Source organism: Methanosarcina hadiensis, from assembly GCF_046529725.1.
Lineage (GTDB): Archaea > Halobacteriota > Methanosarcinia > Methanosarcinales > Methanosarcinaceae > Methanosarcina > Methanosarcina hadiensis.
The window spans coordinates 4,302,163-4,322,289 of the sequence record NZ_CP136241.1 but is presented as its reverse complement, the minus strand read 5'-3'; the positions used below and the strand labels follow the sequence as shown (position 1 = coordinate 4,322,289).

Here is a 20,127-nt window from a genome sequence, read left to right as displayed (position 1 = left end):
TAGATGAGAAAATCACAGTTGTAGATACGAACTAAGCTCTAAAAAATACTGCTTTAATGAAAGAAAAAGTTTTCCAGCTTCAATTAGGATAATAAGGAATAATAAGGGAAAAGGAAGAAAAGAGAAAAAGAGGAAAGGAAGAAAAGGGAAAAAGGAGAAAAGGAAGAAAAGGGAAAAAAGAGGAAAAGGAGAAAAGAAAAAGAGAAGAGGAAAAAGAAAAAGATGAAAAAGGAGGTAAATACAATCAGATAATGATTGCAGCTGTCCTTTCGTCCTTTTCCTCATCGAAGTCTGTCACAAGGGCTTCTGTAGTAAGCACCATGCCTGCAATTGATGCAGCGTTCTGAAGCCCGCTCCTTACCACTTTTGTCGGGTCAATTACGCCTGCTTCAAAGAGGTCTTCAAACACATCTTTTTTTGCATTATATCCGAAGTGTTCGCTCGATTCAGCCTTTATGGTTGCTACAACTTCAGCGCCTTCTTTGCCTGCATTTGTTGCGATCTGACGGACGGGGTCCTCTATAGCTCTCTGGACAATCTTTACTCCGACCTGCCTGTCCCCGTCAAGGTTAAGAGAATCAAGGACTGCAGCTGCACGGAAAAGGCTTATTCCTCCTCCTGTGACCACACCTTCCTCAACTGCAGCTTTTGTTGCATTCAGGGCGTCATCAATTCTCATCTTCTTTTCCTTGAGCTCGGTTTCTGTTGCAGCTCCCACTTTAATTACTGCAACACCGCCTCCCAGCTTTGCCATGCGCTTTTTAAGTTCGGTCTTCCTGTAATCGGCTTCAGCAATGTTGATCTGGGCTTCAATGATCCTTACTCTCTCATCGATATCTGCTTTATCGCCCCTTCCTTCAACAATAATGGTTTTATGATTATCAACCGTAACTTTCCTGGCACTTCCGAGCATATAGTCGCTGAATTCTTCAAGTTTCATGCCCTTTTCTTCGCTGATAACCTGCCCGCCGGTCAGGACAGCAATATCCTCGAGCATTTCCTTTCTCTCATTTCCAAATCCTGGAGCTTTTACAGCGCAAACCCTGAGAGCTCCGCGGATAATGTTCAGGATAAGGGCAGCCTGGGCGTCCCCATCGACATCTTCAGCAATAATCAGGAGGGATCTGCCTTCAGAAGCAACTTTCTCAAGCACAGGGACGATCTGCTTCATGCTGTTGATTTTTTTGTCCGTAATCAGAATATAGGGATCTTCAAATTCACAGATCATTTTTTCAGTATCAAGAGCCATGTAGGGAGAAACGAATCCGCGGTCGAACTGCATACCCTCAACCACATCAAGGCTGGTTTCCATGGTTTTTGAATCTTCGACGGTGATCACACCATTGTAGCCGACTCTCTCCATAGCATCGGCAATCAGGTTTCCTATCTCTTCGTCATTGTTTGCAGAGATAGTGGCTACCTGAATAATTTTGTCCTTGCCCTTTACCTCGACACTCTTGCCCTTGAGATACCCTACAACTTTTTCCGTGGCAATCTCAATTCCTTTCTTGACTTCTATAGGGTTTGCTCCGGCACTGATGTTCTTTAAACCTTCCCTGATCATGCTCTGGGCAAGAAGGGTAGCTGTTGTTGTCCCGTCCCCTGTGTTGTCCTGGGTCTTGGAAGCAACTTCCTTGACAAGTTTGGCTCCCATATTCTCAAATTTGTCATGGAGCTCTATTTCTTTTGCAATGGTGACACCGTCGTTTGTGACCACGGGTTTTGTAGCCTTATCCAGAACTACGTAACGGCCCTTGGGCCCCAGGGTGATCTTAACGGTATTTGCGACTTTATCCACACCGCTTAAGAGTGCTTTTCTTGCACTTTCATCAAACATTATCTGCTTTGAAGCCATCTGTTTCACCTGAACTAAGATTAAATATTCTTACCGAACTAAGTCATGATTTATCAAATCATTATTTGCCTGACATTCACTCGGCTCATGATTTACTGATATTTGTGGCTGCCTGATGTAATATTTCAGAAAAGGTCTCATTCAATGTTATTCTTCAACAACTGTTGCCAGAATATCTTTAAAGTCGACAAAAACATATTTTTCGTCATCGATCTCGATCTCATCAGCCTGATATCCCCCGTAAATCACGTGATCCCCTTTCTTCAGAGGGAGTTCTTTCCCGTCTTCAAAGGTTCCCACGGCAATAACAATTCCTTCTTTCTTTTCCTGCCGTGCGGATTCCGGGATATAAATCCCGCCTCTGGTCACTTCTTCTTTCTTCTGGTGCTTGAGTAACACTCGTTCGCCAATAGGTTTGACAATCATTTTTTGTTCCTCCTATATGTAAGCGACTTAATATTAGCTGAAGGTTAACTGGCTGTAATAAGCCAGTATGAATTGGTGATTATATCGAGCTGAGTAACGCCCAACTATCTGCATATAATGCAAAACTTATATTTAAAAATTGCCCGCAAATCTAAGAAAATATATCAATAAAAAGTCTTTAATTGAAGCAGAATAGATATGATATCTACAAATCCAAATAAAATTTATATATATGAATCTCTAAAATGATACGCAGATGGTTCAGCAAATTATCCTCAGAAACCTTGAAAAACCCAGAATCAAAAGCCTTGAGGAAGACCTTTTATGGTTCTGTGACAGCTTTGGCTTTTCCTCTGGCAGGGACACGGAAAACACAGCCAACAGGATAATTTTCAGCGTGCTTGAAAAGCTTTCAAATGATAGGGAAAGTTCATCCGAAGCTCTGGCTGAAGATCTGGATATGAAAATCTCAAGAATCAACCATCATCTCCGGAACCTCAATGAGTCCGGGCTCCTGTACAGGAAAAAACGCCTGATTTATCTGAGAGGAGGCAGCCTTAAAGCTGCAGTAAGGGAGATGAGGAAGGATTCGGAAAGGATACTGGACGAGCTGGAAAGCATAGCCGAAGAGATAGACCTGATGATGGGCCTTAAAAACAGGTAAAAAGAATACTGAGATTGACTGAAAAAGTGAAAACCCGTAAACAACTGAAAGATGGATAATAACTGAAGCAGTGAATTGAAACCGGAAAAGAATTAATAATTACCTTCTTTATATTCAGCAATGAATAAAGTCTCCATAGTTCCCTGTTCTGATTATTCCAGCGCAAAAGAAGCAATAGCCAGAGCTCTGGACCTTCTCGGCGGACTTGAAAATGTAATCGGTCCGGGAGACCGTGTACTACTCAAGCCAAATATTCTTGCAGCAAGCCCGCCTGAGGCTGCCACAACCACCCATCCTGCTGTGGTCTCAGCGATGTGTGAATTCGTGCTCAATGCAGGAGGAAAGCCGGTAGTCGGAGACGGAGCAGGGATCTCAAGACCTGGAACGACTGCAAAAGCCCTGAAAGTCTCTGGGATAGAAGAAGCTGCTTTAAAAGCAGGAGCAAGGGTTGTGAACTTTGAGACTGAGGGTTTCACCCTTATAGAAGTACCGGAACCCCTTCAGTTCAAGAAACTGTATGTTGCAAACCCTGTCCTTGAAGCCGATGTCGTAATATCTCTTCCGAAACTGAAAACTCATGAGCTCACTTATTATACTGGCGCGGTCAAGAACTTCTTCGGAACCCTTCCCCTTAAGTGCCGGAAAGAGACTCACCTTCTTGGAAAAAGGGACCTTTTTGGCGAAGCTGTTGCGGATATATATTCAATAATCAAGCCTGATTTTGCGGTAATGGATGGAATTATCGGCATGGAAGGAAATGGCCCTTCCCATGGAGAGCCCGTAAAATCCGGAGTAATTCTTGCAAGCCGGGACTGTGTTTCCCTGGATATTGTTGCAGCAGAAATGATAGGCTTTGATCCTCTTAAGATTCCCACAACTGCGGGCGCCCTCAAAAAAGGATTTGGGAACCAGTGTCCTGTAGTGGTCGGAACGCCGTTAAAGGAAGTCAGAAAAAAATTCAAGCCTTCAAGCGGAGGAGTCAGTATGGCTCCGCCTTTCCTTACGCGCAACCTTGGGAAATATTATACCATTTATCCCAGGATTAACCAGATGAAATGTACTCACTGTTCAGCATGCTACAACAATTGCTCTCCTCATGCTGTAGAGCGTCTGGAAGACGGCAGTTTCAGGATCAACGAGAAAAAATGTATTTTATGTTACTGCTGCCGTGAACTCTGCCCCAATAATGCGGTTGAAATTAAAAAATCGTTACTGGCAACTCTTTTGACGGCAAAGGAAAATTTGTTTCAAAAAACATAACCAGTAGAATTATAAAATTAGAAAGGAGAAAAATACGAGCGCGAGGTATGATCCAGGGAGACGTTATATGTCTCCATTACATACCTCCCTGAAACACACAATACCGCCCTTATGGCCTTATCAGTGATATTTTTTCTCCCTTCTCTCTGCTATCGTGCGTTCTCTTTCAAGCCGCTCTTTCTTCTCCTGATCTGTCTCTGTCTTTTCCATCCTTGCAAATCTTTCTTTATCCTGTTCAGCCATTTTCTCTTCTGCGGTTTTCAGCTGTGTTTCCTCTCTCCTGCCTTCCATCTGTGTGGTCCTTCCCGGTTCGGTCTCACGCGGAACTCCAGTGGAAACCTCCGGCCGCTCGGCAGTTGTTACCTGCCAGTAGGGCTGATATCCGTAGTATTTATAGGTTCTCAAAAGCTCTTCACGTGTCAAAGGCCACCTATCCTTATCAAAGCCTTCTGCATTTTCCAGAACATCCTTGGGAATATTAAGAACAAATGCGTGTTCATGGACCCTCAAAGATAGGGACTGCCAGGGAATAGCAAATAGTTTGTCGCCCATGCCCAGGAATCCGCCAAAGGACAGTACAGCATATCCCACTCTTCCGTGTTCAAGGTCAATCATTATTTCTTCAAGTTTACCCAGGTCGTCTCCAGCCTGATTGATTATTTTATCACCTTTCATAGTGCCTGCTGACAGGAATTCGGGATTTTCCCTGCTTGCTGTCCCTTCCGTGCTGGATACCCTTTCGGACCCCATCTCCCCAGGCAGGCCTGTTCGTTCAGTCGCTTCTCTCTGCCAGTAAGGCTCATATCCATAGTAATCGTAGGTTCTTGAAAGCCACTCGCGGGAAGTTACAGGCCAGTTGTCCTTATCGAAACCTTCTGCTTTTTCAAGGGTTTCTTTAGGAACATCAAGGACGAAAGCATGGTCATGAACTCTCAATGAAAAAGCTTTCCAGGGAATAGCAAATAGTTTGTCGCCCAGACCCAGGAATCCGCCAAAAGACAATACGGTATATGCTATTCTTCCGTCATTGAGGTCAACCATTAGCTCTTCAATCTTTCCGAGGTCCTCTCCAGCTGTATTGATAACCTTATCTCCTTTTATAGTACTTGCCGACAAAAATTCAGGGCCTTCTCTTGCTGCAAATTCAGAGCCCTCTCTAGCTGCCATAGCCCCCATGCCTCCTGTCGGGCCCACTCTTGCAGATTCGGCAGGTCTCCTTTTTTCTGCGTCTACTCTTTCCCTCTCCAGCCTTGAAAGCCTTTCCTGTTCGGTCTCTACTTTTCTCTCAGCCTCCATCCGCTCTCTTTCAAGCCGGGAAAGCCTCTCCTGCTCAGTCTCCATTTTTCTTTCAGTTTCCGTTCTCTCTCTTTCAAGCCGTGCAAGCCTCTCTTTCTCGGATTCTTCACGTCTCTCCGCTTCCATCCTCTCTCTTTCAAGCCTCGCTAATCTTTCTTTTTCGGTCTCTTCCTGCCTTCCTACTCTTTCACGCTCACTCTGCAGCTGTGCAAGTCTCTCCTTTCGGGTCTGCTCCTGCCCCTGTAAAACCTTCACCTCATTCTCAAGCCTGGATACTTTTTCGGATTCCTCCAGTCTTATGGCTTCCTGCAGCTCGTTTTCTAACCCTCCCAGCTTTTCTCTCTCAATCTGTGCCTGCCTTTCCAGTTCCATCTGTTCTTTTTCCAGACGTGCAAGCCTCTCTCTCTCAGTTTCAGCCTGCCTCTCCCTATCCATTCTTTCCTGTTCTAGCCGGGCTACCTTTTCTTCCTGTGTCTCTCTCAGTCCCTCAAGCCTTTCTCTCTCTTGCCTGGCCTTTATCTCTTCTTCTGTGTCTACCAGTCCCTGCCTTTCCCTTTCCATCCTGGCCATTCTTTTCTCTTCAGTTACGCCCATTGCTCCTGCCGTAGCTCCTGCCCCTACCACTGCTGCCTGCCAGTGAGGTTCGTATCCATAGTAACTGTAGGTTCCGGACAGCTCTTCACGAGTCAAAGGCCAGTTGCCTTTATCAAAACCTTCTGCCTTATCAAAGGTTTCTTTAGGAACGTTAAGTACGAAAGCATGATCACGAACTCTCAGAGTAAGGGCCTGCCAGGGAATAGCAAACAATTTGGTACCTATTCCAAGTATCCCGCCATGAGAAACTACGGCATATGCTACTTTTCCGTCCTGGAGATCGATCATTAATTCGTCAATCTTCCCGATATGGTCCCCGTCCGTATTGACAACTTTATCTCCTTTTATAGTGTCTGCGGACAAAAACTGAGGGTTATCTCTGTCTGATGCTCTTGACCTGGATACGCGTTCTGCTTCTGTCCTGCCCTGCATTTCAGCTCGTTCTTCCATTCCTGTCTGCCAGTAAGGCTGGTATCCGTAGTAAGTGTAAGTAGTAGAAAGCCATTCACGGTCAGTCGCAGGCCAGTTGTCCTTATCAAACCCTTCCGCATTCTCAAGAGTTTCTTTAGGAACATCGAGTAAGAAAGCGTGTTCGTGCAGTCTCAGTCTGAGAGCCTGCCAGGGTATGGCAAACAGTTTATCCCCCATACCCAGGAATCCGCCAAAAGACAATACTGCATATGCAATTCGTCCGTCATCGACGTCAATCATTAATTCTTCAATCTTTCCAAGGTCCTCTCCAGCTGTGTTGACGACCTTATCCCCTTTTATAGTGCTTGCTGACAAAAAATCCGGATTATCCCTGGTTGCCATAGTTCCAACTCCCTAAATTTAGAAAATAGATATTTAAAGCCTGCATCCCCGGACACGACTTCAAAATATTTCCTCCAATAGTTTTTCTCAACCACCTGATTTACGTAGGGTTGACACCCTTCTCTGAACTCGAAATCAAGAGAGATTAAATATTACCTGGACGATTCTCAATCGCTTCTCTTTCTTGCTGCCAGTAAGGCTGGTATCCGTAATAGCTATACATACTTGAAAGCCATTCACGGTTAGTTACAGGCCAGTTATCCTTATCAAAACCTTCCGCTTTCTCAAGGACCTCTTTAGGAACATCAAGGACAAATGCATGCTCACGCACTCTCAATGAAAGGGCACTCCAGGGAATAGCAAATAATTTATTGCCCAACCCCAGGAATCCACCAAAAGAGAGTACAGCATATGCTATTCTTCCGTCACTGAGGTCAATCATCAATTCTTCAATTTTCCCAAGATCCTCCCCGGCTGTATTGATGACTTTATCCCCTTTTATAGTGCTTGCTGACAAAAACTCTGGATTATCCCTATGTGGCATAGTTCCGACTCCATAGATTAAGGAGATTTTTAAAAGTATGTGTCCCCCAAGACACAAAATTAAAATCTCTCCCCCAATGATTATTATTTTTTTGATGTTACTTAAAACTACCGGAGTCATTAAAAATAATATTTCATGTTATCATGAAGCGAATATATGAATAAAATTTAGTAAGAAATCTGAGAAAAGAAGTTATTTTTCGCCAGATACTTTCCTTTACATTCAGAGATAGAAAATCGAAGAAAAAACCTTGAATATACCAGAGAATGAGTTATTATTAATCAAAGATTCGATAAAAGGAGAAACAAAAAAGGCAAGTGTAATAAAAGTATTTACTAAGTTTAAGGGTCAAATTTTCGTTTACCTCGGGTATTTTCTCAGTATATCCCGGATCTCAAAGAGAATTCATGAATAAAACAAAAAAACCAGGCAGATGAAAAAAAGGAATCGGTATTACATTATAACACTTTCTATTTTATCTTTTTGCAAGATCTTTTAATCCAGAACGCCGAAAATATGTATAAAAAGAATCTTTTGCTCGATCAGATTACCTGTGCTCATAATAAGGAAGGTGACGATGAGATGGTCTTTACCTATGTAGATACTGAATATGCCCCGGAGAGATGCTCACTGTGCAACGGAACAGGACATGCTGAAGATAAAATCTGTCAGACATGCGGAGGACAGGGAAACGTGCTCGTTGCCCAGCCTGCAATAATATGTCCTCTCTGCAACGGGTCAGGGAACCTGGAAACAGGAACTTGCAGAGCCTGTGGAGGAAGCGGATGGGCTCTTTTTTAAGAAAGACCGGAAATAAGACCGGGAATTAATCTCAGGATCATATCGTTTACCTTTGCAGGTTAAAACTACGACTCTTCGGCGAATGATTTATCGGGGAATTCATCTAAGCCACCAGGCAGCTCTCTTTTTTCTTTTTTCCTCATAAGAATATCTTTCTTTTTTTCTTCAGGAAGACAGTCAAAACAGGTTTCATATCTGGAAGCCTTATATTTTTTCCTGCACACCGGGCAGATTTCCATACCTTTCATGCTCGCAAAGTGACAGCGTTTACAAAGTACAATTGCATTCTCCAGAGATGCATATTCTTCCTCAGCTTTTTTAATCTCCTCTTCAATGAGTTCTTCAATTCCATTTTCTTCAAGCCATTCATTATAGAGCTGTTTAAAGTTTCCTTCCCTTTTATCTTCAATAAGTTTTTCGATTCTCTGTTCTTCAAGGTCAGTATGGTCAGGTTCGGTTTTATGTATGGTTGAAGCTTTGTGCCATGCAGGGTGGCTTCTATGCCTGTGTTTGCCAGTAAGAATATACTCGAATTCTTGATACTTCTGTCTGTATACGTCTTTAAATCTGGCATAAGCAAGGTCGTAAATCCCTGAGCGGATTTCTGCCGGAGAAAGAGCTCCTGGAGTATGGACACAGAGACGGTCTGGAGACCCGCACCAGGCACATACTTTACCTTCAATGAACTCTGCCCTTTTTTGTTTCCATTCCCTGGAGGTTCGTTTCATTATGATACCTGTAATATCTTTCGTAATAAACAAATTTTGGCATATTTCCCTTTAAATCACTTACAGGTCGTTTTAGTTATTTGAATAGAGCTCCATAAATTAAAGCTGAGAGGGATAGTCCAGTAATTTATTGAGTCAGATGCAGAGGGAATTTTTACGTAGTATTGAGATAAAAAGGAATGAACAATTAAAGAACTAATATCAGGAAAAAGTTATCTGCGCTTGTTTTTGGTTTATTTTTAGCTCTATTATATAACTTATGTAGACCCATATTCCCATAATACTATCTAAATAATGTTAGCTTAATGAGATAACTATTTATACAAAGTAATTGTACTCTATATCAGCGTACAATCAAAAAAGAACTAAAGAGTAATTGAAACATTCCCGAGGATTCAGGTAATCCAGTTACCTGAATCCTGCATACTACTGCATAAACTAATTGGAAAATAGTGGGTGAAATTTATGGAGTACGTGACTAAAATATGTCCAGTTTGCGGGCATGAGTTTGTAGTCCTGGAAAAGGTTGAGAAAAAGGCAATCTACTGCACGCTTGAATGCCTGTCAGTAGCTCAGGGGAAAATCAACAAGAAAGCTCCCCGGGTTATATCTGCATAAATTGTCAGGATCCACGGGAAAAAGTATAATTTCTTTACTTTTTCCTTTTGCCGGAACCAATTAAGAGCTAAACGAACCGAAGCAATTGAAGATTAAAACCAGCTTAAAACAAAAAAACACTTTACAGTGGGGGAAAAATATGAGAATAAGAGTGGTTAGTTCAAGGGAAGAGATCTTTACACTTAATCCGAATGAGCGTCTTGTCCACCTGGCATTCAGGCCTTCAAACAAGGATATCTTCGGGCTGATTGAAACATGTCCAAAGGTTGAGGTAATCCAGTTACCCAAATCCTACATGGCTACAGTCTCAAAATCAATAGAGATGTTCCTCCAGATGCAGAGGATCCAGCTTCTTGAAGGAGACGTCTGGGGACACAGGAAAGACATTAACGAATACTTTGCAATCCCATCCTCAGTGATTGAAAAAATAAAGGAAATGAAGAATGAAGGCAAAGCTGCTGAGGAGATTGAGAAGAAAGTCTCAAGGGAAAGCAAACTGAACCCTGCAATGGTCGCTTATATCCTGAACAAGGAAACAGCTGCCTGATCTTCACAGGACAGGGTGTGACCTCTTAGACTCAGCTGGAGATTGGAGCGTAAAGATCATTGATTCCACATAACCTTATCTAATCTCCAGCTTAACGTTTTTGTTTCCAGCTATGATATTTATGGTTTTCTTGATAGATTACAGGCACTGACACGTACATGGTTATAGTGTCAAACGGCTTTATTCCCTGGATATTTATTCAGATGTTTATCCAATCTGTTTTCTTACTAAGGGAGCGCAGAGGGTCACGAATACCCCATCCTTTAGGGTGGGGTGGCCGCCCGCAATTTGATTTTACACATAAAGGATATTGAGCCACAGGAGTCGTTTTTTGAGCTTAGAATATTTTCTTTCTCTGTTTTTAAATCACAGGAATTCCTGAATATCAGGATCAGTGCCTGGAGAATTTATTGAGCAGACCTTCTCTGATTTTTCTCTGTAATATTCAAAAAGGTCTCTGCCCCAGGAAAGGGCACGAGGTTCAATATTAAGAAGGTACTGCCCTTCAAATTTTCCTTTTTTATTGAAAAAACCGAGCAGTAGCGCACTATCAGAAACCGCAATCAGCGCAGGAATTTCAAGAGGAAGTCCTGTGTGAACAAAAACAGAGGCATTTTTCTTTTCAAGGATTTTCTCTCCAGTGCGCAGGAAATCCCCCGAAAACCTGGCAAAAGAATCCCTGCTGAAGATGAGCTGTATCTTAACATTTTTTTTTGCAAGCTCAAGAGAAAAAGATGGTATAAGAGGATGGAAAAAAGAAAAAAGGAGCATAATCTTCGAAGACCCGGTAAAATGATCTATCAGCTCAGGAAACAGATCAAAAGCATGAGTTAGCCCGGGTTCGAGAAGCTGGCTCCCTTTAAGATCACCTATGCTTTTTAACAGATGAAAAGGAATAGAATCCAGTTTCCTGTAACTCCAGTAGTAATCATTATCTTCAAATACACTGGCCGCATCCAGCAGAGGTCTGACTTTTCTGATTAATATACTGCCCATGATAGAAAGAGAATACATATCTCCATTCTGGAGAATCAGGCCATCCTCTTTTAATTTTTTAATATGAGGCAACAGAGAGACCCTGGGGATATAAAGCAAGTCAAGAATTTCATCAAGGCTTCTGGGCTTCTCTGCCAGCAGTAAAAGTAAATTTTTTCTTTTCTCAGAAAATAAAAGAAGATTAACAAGCTGTAGTTTCATCTGGTTTGTGCCTTCTAATGTAAATCAGCATCAAATAATAGATTAATTGTATGAAAGTATCAGATAAATGTCGCACAAATATAATCATTAATTAAGATATAAATGTTATTCTGGAGTTTAAGCCTGAAGGACTGAAAATTAAGGGGAAGAAAATAAAGAGCAGATATTGATAATTAACACAGTCATTCCGGATCGGAACAAAAAAGACATATTTAAAAAAGTACTTTATTAAAGTGAAATTTTAATTTAAAATTGACCCTGAAAGTAGAGCTTTGGGGAGAAGGAGGAGATTTTGATTAACAAAATATTTCCTGTGCTATTTATATTATTGTTAACTTTTATAGCCGGATGCACTGAGAAACAAACAGATGCTTTGGGGAATCAAACGGAAATCTCAGATAATGCGACAATAACCCATAGAACATACGGAGCTTTCACACTTCCGGAAATGCAGCTGCAGGAGCTAACTGTAAACAGCACATCAATCGTGTTTACGACTTCGGACAACGAAGGCAATTTCAAGAAAACGTATGAAAAGCCCTTTAATGAAACCGCTTTCAGAGATCTTGTCGATCTGTTCGAAGAAAATCAGTTCATTCAAATGGAAGAGCGCTACGTCCCTCAGGAAGGCCAGCCTTTAGTTACGGATGTCGGGACACTCGAAATTACCCTGCATGAGAAAAAACACACAAAGACCGTAACTGTAGACCCTTACTATTCCGAATATATGCCTGAAGGTCTTCAGGAAATAGACTCTGCACTGGTTGAACTGCGGGCTTACGCCCTGTCCACCTCTCCGGAAGAAGCTGAAAAAATAGCCGAAACCTGGATAGAGACAGCACCAACTTACAGTTTTGACGGATTTGACCTCAATCTGGAAAACCATGAAGTGCTTGAGACATTTCCTGAGCAACATTTTATGAACTATACCTTTACGAGCAGGCACGGAGGGTATAGAAACCGGACAGGTCAGATTGTAACCGAGGCGCTTACCCCCCACACCATAGAGATTGCTGTTTCGGAAGGGGAAGTAAGGTCTGCAGTAATCGATGGTGAGTGGGATGAAATTGCCCAGCGCCCCCTTGAAAAAGATCCTGACAATGCTGACAGTAATGCAGGAGTTTCAGGGACAGCAGGAGATCCCGTAGAAATGAAGTATCCTGTATCTGAAGAAGAAACTCCCTGGGACCAGTGGTATGGAGAAGGTAAGATCCAGTTTATTAAAGCCCCCACTCAGGCGGAACTGATAGTCGCTTATTATGGAACCGTTTACGGAATAGATATTCTCGATACGCAGGCGGTTGAAGATTGCGATGCTGGATATCCGTGCAGCGAATTTTATATTGTAAAGGTTAACGAAAGCGACTCTTCGCAGATGAAAACCCTGGGCTGGACAGACTTTGAAGTAACTGGGCCTTAAAGATTGGGTATTGAAAAGAAAACCAGAAAAATATGGAACAGGGTAAAAACAGGGTAAAAAAGCACTTTTGATTTTTGCCAGGGTGCTTTTCTATCCAGCCTTTTTTTCATTCCGATAAATGATTTTTTCATTCCGATAAATAATTTTTTCATTCCGGAAAATGAAGCCGTTCTAATTTTGAGAATAAAATCAGTCTTCAGCGCTACTGCCGCTGCTTCTGGAAGTATGCAGCGCAGGGGAATAAGAGCACTGTGAGAGGACTTTATAAACATACTGTGTTGGAGCCATCCAGACGGTTCCTGTGCCTTCAAAGGTCTGAAGAGCCCCATCGCCGCTTGTCAGGTTTCCTACAAGACTCTTTGCAGACCTCTCAACCGTGAAGTTAAGGGAAGCTGATCTGAGGAACACAAAGTTTCCATCAACCTGCAGTCTCTCGTTTTTAAGCTCATACTTTAGAACCTCAGCAGGGGGAACGGGAATTGCAAGCACACACAGCCCTGTTCCGCTTATCTTTGTCTGGAACCAGCCTTCGCCTCCAAAAAGCCCTGAGGACAGGTTTTTCTGGGCTGAGGCTTCAACATTGATCCCGTTTTCACAGCAGTAGAACATTCCCTTATCCACAATAATTGCCTCACCTTTCAATTCCAGAAGTATGTAATGGTTGAAACCCGGCTCGAGGAAAATCTCTCCTGTACCTGAATATGTAGGAGTGAAAGCAGACTCGTTAGTCAGCTTATTTTTAATCAGTTTTTTTGCAAGCCCTCCGACTCCTCCGGTCTCGCATTCAGTACTGATATTACCTTTATGGAAATACAGGGCTCCCCTTTCAGTCGTTACCGCACTATTTTTGAGAGTGATTTTTATCTGTTTGAGGCTCATACCTGCTTTTTCAAGGTAATACAGGTTTTCTGCAAAGCAGACATCCCTGAGCCCCCGAAGGGTCCTGTACTCCAGAATCTCGATTTTTATTCCGTCTTTTTCAATGCATTCGAGGACATTGATATTGTCATAAAAGTTTTTCTCGATAATAAGCTCTCCACCTTTCAGTTTTTGCGAATAGGTATCTCTACTCCAGACTTCAGAAAGAATTTCTGGATTCGGCTGTAGACTTAAGTAAATATATTAATGATTATATTAAAAATTTTTGTACAGTTTATATTATATCAAATTCTCAGGCCAGAGAAATAGTAAGAAAATCCATTAATAGAAGTTACTCTGGGTCGAAAGCCGAAAACTGGGAACTTTAAGGAAAAAAGTTAGGAGAAAAAGTTAAGAAAAAAATGACGGCTAATATATTATTGTTTGCAGATTTGATTCAGGTCTTAATAGTTGATTCGAGTCTTAATATCTTAATTATACTAACACAGCTTAAGATCCTGAACTCATCAAGGTTAATATCCCCATTTTCCTGACGAAGAAAATCACTCATTCAGGACGTTAATTATTGATTGTATTTGTTAACTGTTATTATTCCTGCTGTTAAACTGCTATTGTTCCTTTCAGCTAAGCTGCTATTATTTCTTGTTGTCAAGCTACTGTTGTTCCCGTCGCTTGGAGAAGATACCCTGAGTAGCTGATCCAGCTCTCTCACGGGCTCATCGCTTATATCCCCGAGAATCCATGCAAAATTGAATACCTGCTGGCTTGGATACACTGGTTCGGGTTTAATGACCTGCAGATAAGAACGTGCAGCATCAGGCAGCTCGTCGCCCGGTTCCGTAAGGATAAGGAACCCGTGCTTTCCCATATGGGACAAAACCCCGCTTGGAACTACAGTTCTCCAGTCTTCCGGGTTTACCAGAAGCATATTATGACCTGGCTCTGCATAGCCCCAGCCAACACTGCGAGCTTTATACCCTACAAGCCATGAGGTCATGTGTCCGCTATCCTTATATCCTGCCCACCTTACTGCCATTTCCTGAGGAGTATTTCCCGGAATGCGCTGGACGTGCCCGTATTGAGAAAGTTCTGCCATTGTCTCGTTATCGACAACTGAAGAGGGAGCGAAGACGTATATGTAAGGATAATACGGCCACCGTTTTTCAAGAATTCTCCTGGTTTCTTCGGGCACTCCTTCAGGAGTTACATAAGCAAAACCATCTCCCATATGTGCGTTCCAGTTAGCTGCAGGATATGCATACTCAAGTGCATCCGTGGAAGCTATAAATACAATCTGCCTGTGGTCAGACTCAAGGACTGCAATATATTCATCCAGTACTTCGGCAAGCTGAACCGGGTTTGAAGCGTATATCATACGGGTTTTGAGTTTAAGCTTTTTAACCTCATCTACCACACTCTGATCAATATCTCCTACGAGGTAAACCTGTACATTATTATCCATCATGACCCCTTCCGGCCCAAGCCTCTCGAGCTCTTTTCTGGTCTCTTCTGGCAGCGCGGTGCCGTTTTCGGTAACAAAAAGCATGGGTGCGTTAACAGGCATATGCTGCAGACGTGTAGTTGCGAGTGCGGTTGCAGGGTCATCGTCCCTTACCAGGACAACTGCACCCGGTCTGTCTTTGTCCTGGGCAGCGGCATAGATCGCCTGAGAATAAGCAGTGGCTGTCTGAATATGGTCTTCACCGGAAAGCCTGGCAGTACTGCCAGTCAATTCAAGCAGGTCCTCATTCTGTGTCGTGCTGACATCAAGAGGCTTTCCCTGAGGCTCCCAAAGCAGTACGTATCCCGAAATCAAAAGGACTGTAAGAGCGGCAACGGCAAGAAGAGTGTATAGTGGTTTAATCACATCTCTCCCTCCTTCCATCCGGCTTTAACCATGAAGTAATTGGGAACCAGGGCAGCAAAAAAACCTGCAGTTGCAGAAATCCATAAGGGAGTTACCCATAGCCAGAGGTCTTCTCCACTCATCCATCCCCTCCAGTTCATCACATACCAGGCAGTCAAAAACATTCCTATGGAGGCACTGACCATAGAAAGAGTGACTACTGGCAAAGCCTTTTTTACCCCTCCCCAGTATTTCATTTCACGCATGTCAGCCATCATCGGGCCCATGTAAAATAAAGAAGAGGCAATAATGGCAGGAATTACCATGATAAGCCACATTATGGTCGTCATTGGAGAGCCCAGCCAGTATACTGACGTAAATTCAAAGGTCCGTAAAAGAGGCAAGCCAAAAAACTGGAACAGGTACATGGAAGCAATCATCAGAGCCATTCCTATTCCTGCGCTCATAATTGTAGCCGACAAAGCTTTCGCCCAGGGGGGTCGCATGAATTTTGCCATATGCCCCATGGACATAACAGGCCTTTCGTGATATGCCATAAGGAATGCCAGAATCCCCACAGGTCCGAATACCAGGATTGTCATGGGCCAGTAAATCCGCGAATAAAAAGAACTGTAAGGCAGGCGTTTCGGCATGATAAAAAGAGCCCAGATGGCTCCGAAAAAACCTATAAAAAACCAGGACCACCCAAGTAAGGAAAGCCCACTTGCTCCAGCTACCTGATTCTTGAAAGAGCGGACCTCCAGTGCAAGGTCAGCCCGTGCCTGGGCGTTATAACTTACACTCTCAGGATCTCCCACAACCCTTACGTTCATAAAAGGCCCATCCGAAGGGAAGGAAAAATAATCAGGGGAAAGCCTCCAGAAATACTGGTCAACGTAGTTATTCAGGTCTTCACTCTCAGTATAAATCAAAGGGCCGTAATTGCCCTGGTAAGCCATGGGTAAACCTGCTGCGGCAAATTCAGGAGTTTCCGGATTTGCCAGTACGAAATTGTAGTATGCATCAAAATGGAAATTTTCATCCATACCCCATCCGAAATTACCCCATCGGCTTCTAGCCCATAGAAGAGAGTGTTTGTAAAGATTCTCGTCTGCAACGCGGTTTACTTCTCCGAGAGCTTCCAGTTCTTCAAGAAACTTGTCTGAAAGCAGCCTCTCCGGAGCAGCCACAAGAATAAGCCTTTCTTCTCCGCTTTCGAGTGAGTTTTGCAAACCCTGAGGGATGGACCTTTCTTCAACAGGAATTACGGGAGCTTTGAAATATGCAGCCGTATATGCTGCAGGAAGAGCATAAGCAGGCTCGTCTGTGGAAATAACTACAATAACCGGACTGTCTTTCAGAATAGACAAAGACTCCTCAATAAGGGGGCCCATATTCCCCTCTTCACTCCCTCCAGCGCCGTAAATAAGTATCTGGTTTCTTGCAGAAGCCACAGGAGCCATTACCGCGGCTGAAACCGGATCAGCAGGGATTTCTAAAGGTTCTGCCCCATACATCTCGCCCATTGAATTTCCAACCTGGACAGGAGTATCTCCTGGAATTCTCTGTACTTTTTTCATGGTATATCCTGCGCGGGAATCCTGATCAGACCCATTTCCATAAGCAGCTGAGAGAATCCAGATATATCCCGCTGCACTGAGGATTATTGCAGCAGTCAGTACGGCAATTCCCCACGTAAACCATTTATTAAGATTCATTCCGGTTCCGGTTTTTTTAGCTCCTTCTTCCGGGTGGACGTGGTCTGCAGAAGCCAGAGAAGCGATTAACGAACCGAGGCTTGCGCCGAAAATAGTAAAAAAGATTGTAATAGAACCGTAAGGCGCTGCAAACAGAGGTTCAAGCCTGGGTATTGCAAGGTTTCCGTTTTCCGCAAAATAACCCACAAGCCCAAAAATAAGCCCTCCAAGAAAAGCTCCAATTAAAGTGATAAGAAAAGACTTTGAAGTAAAAATCCTGCTTTTTCCAAGATTTTTTGAGTTGTCGCCCTTTTGATCCTCTTTATGATTGCTTTCTTTATCTATATTGACCCCTTCAGCTATATGGACCCCCCTCAAAACATAGCTTCTGATATCTGATCTTATCAATGCAGGACGACCTAAAAAATAACGATTCATTAATAATTAGATTTAGATATTATAAAACAAAAACTATTAAAAAAGATATTCAAGTTTATATAGCTCATATTATGGCTTTGTAGAAGACCTATCTATAGGAAACCTATCTAAATCATCTACAAGAGGCTGGAAATTGATGGACAAAAATGTGTCGGGTTATTCAGTTCAAATAAATGGAAATCCATTATTTAAGAGGAATTCTACATAGCCCATATTATAGTAAGCTACATACATTACAGTAAGCTACATACTATAGAAACTAAGTAAAAATTAAATTAAACCAGTATCTGATAATTATCCTTCTTTAAATATTTTTGTTGGATTATATTTATATAACTATTAATATAAGCGGTAGAAGGGAGTAACCAGGTGGGAAAGTTAATAGTTACGTTAATAGATACATCAAGAGATACATCAAGAGATACATCAAGAGATACATCAAGAGATACATCAAGAGATACATCAAGAGATACATGAACTTGCGGAGGTGAAATTATAAAAAGAGGTCCACGCGATGTTAAGGAGTTTATAACCGGTAGAGGAATGGGTTACCCTGCAACTAGAGATGATCTTGTGAAGTTTGCTGAAGGAAAGCAGGCAGAGAGCGATGTTCTTGACCTTCTAAAGGGGATACCTGAAATAGAGTACAATACTCCTGATGAAGTTACCAGAGAAGTCGAACGCCTGGAAAGCGAACGTGCCAGACCGCCAGAACCAAAAAAGCAATAAACCTTCCAGCTTTGGTTTAACTAAGAGGAGATAGTACCCACATGGTTATCCCTGCAAAAAGGAAGAAAAATTTATTCTTTACTCCAGAGATACGAGGTAATTCTTTTTTTTTCGAAACATAGTTGCATACATCACAAATTCTGTTTATAATGTCACCTGCTTTTTCCGAGATTTTTCGAATTACCACTCTCTTTGTGTGCCTTTCTTTTTGTTATCGTTTTTATGATTAATTTCTTCAGCTATATTGACCACCAGAACATAGTTTCTGAGACTTACACTGTCAATGCATACGTATCTAAAACTGGTTAAAGTACAAAAACCAATAGAAAAAACCGTCATTTTCGGCCAAAATATAAAAGTCCCATTCCTACCCAGAAAAGCATTACAATGGCTGTCAGAATAAGCACGGGAGTCGGGCCAAAATTGTAGATCAGGGGGACCGAAGTAGCTGTAAACAGACCTCCACCCACTATTGGCTCGAACATGAGCTGTTTGTACCCAAAACTTTCAAGTGCAGGAGACCTGTTATTGGGATCTGCTATTTTCATCAGCAGTAGCCCGCTTGCAGTCATGCCCATAGACTGCCCGAAGTCTCCTATGCCCCTTTCAAACCAGTAGGAGGGAATCATTCTGGGCGCGAGCAACAGAAAAGCTATTACGTTCCAGAGAACCCCAACAATACTCAGGATGATGAAAGGAGCTAGATTGCCGCTTATAGCTTCAAGAGAAAGAGTTGCAATAGCGCTAACTATCAAAACATCCAGAGAGAAGCCCTGTATCCTCATCATCAGGTTCCTATCAAGCGTTTTATATTTGTCAAACCTATCAAGGAATATCTCGAGAATAATCCCACCAATCATTGCAAGCGGAAAAAGAGGCATATGTTCCAGAAGGTATATGCCTGTTGTCCTGCCCCATGCCAGTTCCTCGATCAGTTGAAGTGCCTGGAGGATAACATAACCTATTCCTATAGCAACTCCCACGTAGGCAAAATGAAGTGAAAGAGGTTCTATGGATTCCGGCCTTGTTGTGATTTTGCCTGCGGATTCCCTTGCATCGAAGTCAACTATTCCTGCCTGCTCGCTTTTTTTAAGAGATATTTCATCAGGGTTCAGCAAAATAACCGATTTTCCAGTCCTTACACCATAATTTAAAAGCAGGATACCAAGAATTACACTGAAGAGCAGGCCTACAGTAGCAAGGCCGATTGAAAGGTCTGCTCCTTCAGGGAACCCGACCTCTTCAAAGGTAGAAGCCATGCCTGCCGCAGTGCCGTGACCTCCTTCAAAACCGATTTCAATAAGTGCACCTGCTACAGGATCAATTTCGAAGAGAGGAGTGAGTATGAGGATAGTAATCAGTATCCCGAAAACATACTGTCCCCATGCTACGCTCTGGCCAAATGCGACCTGCGGGCCGGCTATATTCCAGATCTCTCGAATTCCCGGGAGTTTTTTCCCGAGAAAAAGAGTGGCAAAAATAATGTTTATAAAAAGTCCGGGAAGGGCAGCCCATACCGTCAGCATATCTTCAGGAAATATACCGCCGGAAAGCAGGGCAAAGATGCCGTTCTCATATCCCAGCCACTCGACCAGGTTACCGAGAACCTGTGGTCCAAGAATGAGGGCCAGAAATCCGCCTATCAAAGAACTGGGGATAAAAAGTTTCTGAAGACCGGGAGTAATTACCCTTATCCATTTTCCAATGAGCAGGATTATCCCCAGAATCAAAAAACTCATCCCTACCATGGAAGGTGACATCATGACAACTCCGAA

17 protein-coding genes are annotated in these 20,127 nt (G+C 42.7%); 7 read left to right on the top strand and 10 right to left on the bottom strand.

The genetic code is table 11. The annotated features are described in order from the left end of the window. Positions 1 to 244: 244 nt before the first annotated feature. Together groL and groES are read right to left on the bottom strand one after the other, a co-directional pair. On the bottom strand, positions 245 to 1,855 hold the full coding sequence (groL, locus tag RSJ42_RS18570; protein WP_410508692.1) for a chaperonin GroEL: 1,611 nt from the start codon (positions 1,853 to 1,855) through the stop codon (positions 245 to 247). A gap of 147 nt (positions 1,856 to 2,002) precedes the next feature. Further along, entirely contained in the window at positions 2,003 to 2,281 is a 279-nt protein-coding gene (gene groES, locus RSJ42_RS18565; protein WP_410508691.1) for a co-chaperone GroES, read from the bottom strand. A gap of 256 nt (positions 2,282 to 2,537) precedes the next feature. Between groES and RSJ42_RS18560 the strand changes: the two genes are divergently transcribed. Next, entirely contained in the window at positions 2,538 to 2,945 is a 408-nt protein-coding gene (locus RSJ42_RS18560) for an ArsR family transcriptional regulator (protein ID WP_410508690.1), read from the top strand. A gap of 120 nt (positions 2,946 to 3,065) precedes the next feature. Beyond that, the gene (locus RSJ42_RS18555; RefSeq protein WP_410508689.1) at positions 3,066 to 4,205 is read left to right on the top strand and encodes a DUF362 domain-containing protein; all 1,140 of its coding nucleotides are present in this window, start codon (positions 3,066 to 3,068) and stop codon (positions 4,203 to 4,205) included. Positions 4,206 to 4,325: 120 nt separating this feature from the next. Here RSJ42_RS18555 and RSJ42_RS18550 read toward each other — a convergent pair whose 3' ends face one another. Together RSJ42_RS18550 and RSJ42_RS18545 are read right to left on the bottom strand one after the other, a co-directional pair. Beyond that, complete coding sequence (locus tag RSJ42_RS18550; protein WP_410508688.1) at positions 4,326 to 6,908, bottom strand: PRC-barrel domain-containing protein; 2,583 nt, start codon at positions 6,906 to 6,908, stop codon at positions 4,326 to 4,328. A 145-nt stretch (positions 6,909 to 7,053) separates the two neighbouring features. Continuing rightward, positions 7,054 to 7,452, bottom strand: coding sequence for a PRC-barrel domain-containing protein (locus tag RSJ42_RS18545; RefSeq protein WP_410508687.1), 399 nt, complete (start codon positions 7,450 to 7,452; stop codon positions 7,054 to 7,056). A gap of 516 nt (positions 7,453 to 7,968) precedes the next feature. Here RSJ42_RS18545 and RSJ42_RS18540 point away from each other — a divergent pair. Next, positions 7,969 to 8,253 carry a transcriptional regulator gene (locus RSJ42_RS18540; protein ID WP_410508686.1) on the top strand — a complete coding sequence of 95 codons (285 nt, stop codon included), beginning with the start codon at positions 7,969 to 7,971 and terminating at the stop codon, positions 8,251 to 8,253. Between the two features lie 65 nt (positions 8,254 to 8,318). Here the strand turns inward: RSJ42_RS18540 and RSJ42_RS18535 are convergent, their stop codons facing one another. Beyond that, positions 8,319 to 8,981, bottom strand: coding sequence for a hypothetical protein (locus RSJ42_RS18535; RefSeq protein ID WP_410508685.1), 663 nt, complete (start codon positions 8,979 to 8,981; stop codon positions 8,319 to 8,321). Positions 8,982 to 9,446: 465 nt separating this feature from the next. Between RSJ42_RS18535 and RSJ42_RS18530 the strand changes: the two genes are divergently transcribed. Both RSJ42_RS18530 and RSJ42_RS18525 read left to right on the top strand, forming a co-directional pair. Next, positions 9,447 to 9,599 (top strand): hypothetical protein, encoded by a 153-nt coding sequence (locus RSJ42_RS18530; RefSeq protein ID WP_410508684.1) that lies wholly within the window; start codon positions 9,447 to 9,449, stop codon positions 9,597 to 9,599. 139 nt (positions 9,600 to 9,738) lie between these two features. After that, a complete protein-coding gene (locus RSJ42_RS18525) occupies positions 9,739 to 10,146 on the top strand; it encodes a DUF1699 family protein (RefSeq protein ID WP_410508683.1) in 408 nt (135 codons plus the stop codon). Positions 10,147 to 10,512: 366 nt separating this feature from the next. Here the strand turns inward: RSJ42_RS18525 and RSJ42_RS18520 are convergent, their stop codons facing one another. After that, positions 10,513 to 11,343, bottom strand: coding sequence for a helix-turn-helix transcriptional regulator (locus RSJ42_RS18520; RefSeq protein WP_410508682.1), 831 nt, complete (start codon positions 11,341 to 11,343; stop codon positions 10,513 to 10,515). Between the two features lie 373 nt (positions 11,344 to 11,716). On the opposite strand from RSJ42_RS18520, the gene RSJ42_RS18515 reads away from it, so the two are divergent. Further along, the gene (locus RSJ42_RS18515) at positions 11,717 to 12,763 is read left to right on the top strand and encodes a hypothetical protein (protein ID WP_410508681.1); all 1,047 of its coding nucleotides are present in this window, start codon (positions 11,717 to 11,719) and stop codon (positions 12,761 to 12,763) included. A gap of 189 nt (positions 12,764 to 12,952) precedes the next feature. Here RSJ42_RS18515 and RSJ42_RS18510 read toward each other — a convergent pair whose 3' ends face one another. From RSJ42_RS18510 to RSJ42_RS18500, 3 genes are all read right to left on the bottom strand, one after another. Then, positions 12,953 to 13,642 carry an AIM24 family protein gene (locus tag RSJ42_RS18510; RefSeq protein ID WP_410508680.1) on the bottom strand — a complete coding sequence of 230 codons (690 nt, stop codon included), beginning with the start codon at positions 13,640 to 13,642 and terminating at the stop codon, positions 12,953 to 12,955. 562 nt (positions 13,643 to 14,204) lie between these two features. Continuing rightward, positions 14,205 to 15,509: a cell wall-binding repeat 2 family protein gene (locus RSJ42_RS18505; protein ID WP_410508679.1), complete on the bottom strand. Its 1,305-nt coding sequence runs from the start codon at positions 15,507 to 15,509 to the stop codon at positions 14,205 to 14,207. Then, positions 15,506 to 17,563 (bottom strand): DUF4396 domain-containing protein, encoded by a 2,058-nt coding sequence (locus RSJ42_RS18500; RefSeq protein ID WP_410508678.1) that lies wholly within the window; start codon positions 17,561 to 17,563, stop codon positions 15,506 to 15,508. The genes RSJ42_RS18505 and RSJ42_RS18500 overlap by 4 nt, the downstream gene beginning before the upstream one ends. A gap of 603 nt (positions 17,564 to 18,166) precedes the next feature. Here RSJ42_RS18500 and RSJ42_RS18495 point away from each other — a divergent pair. Next, positions 18,167 to 18,352, top strand: coding sequence for a DUF2795 domain-containing protein (locus RSJ42_RS18495; protein ID WP_410508677.1), 186 nt, complete (start codon positions 18,167 to 18,169; stop codon positions 18,350 to 18,352). 335 nt (positions 18,353 to 18,687) lie between these two features. Here RSJ42_RS18495 and RSJ42_RS18490 read toward each other — a convergent pair whose 3' ends face one another. Next, complete coding sequence (locus RSJ42_RS18490) at positions 18,688 to 20,115, bottom strand: sodium/glutamate symporter (RefSeq protein ID WP_410508676.1); 1,428 nt, start codon at positions 20,113 to 20,115, stop codon at positions 18,688 to 18,690. Positions 20,116 to 20,127: the final 12 nt, after the last annotated feature.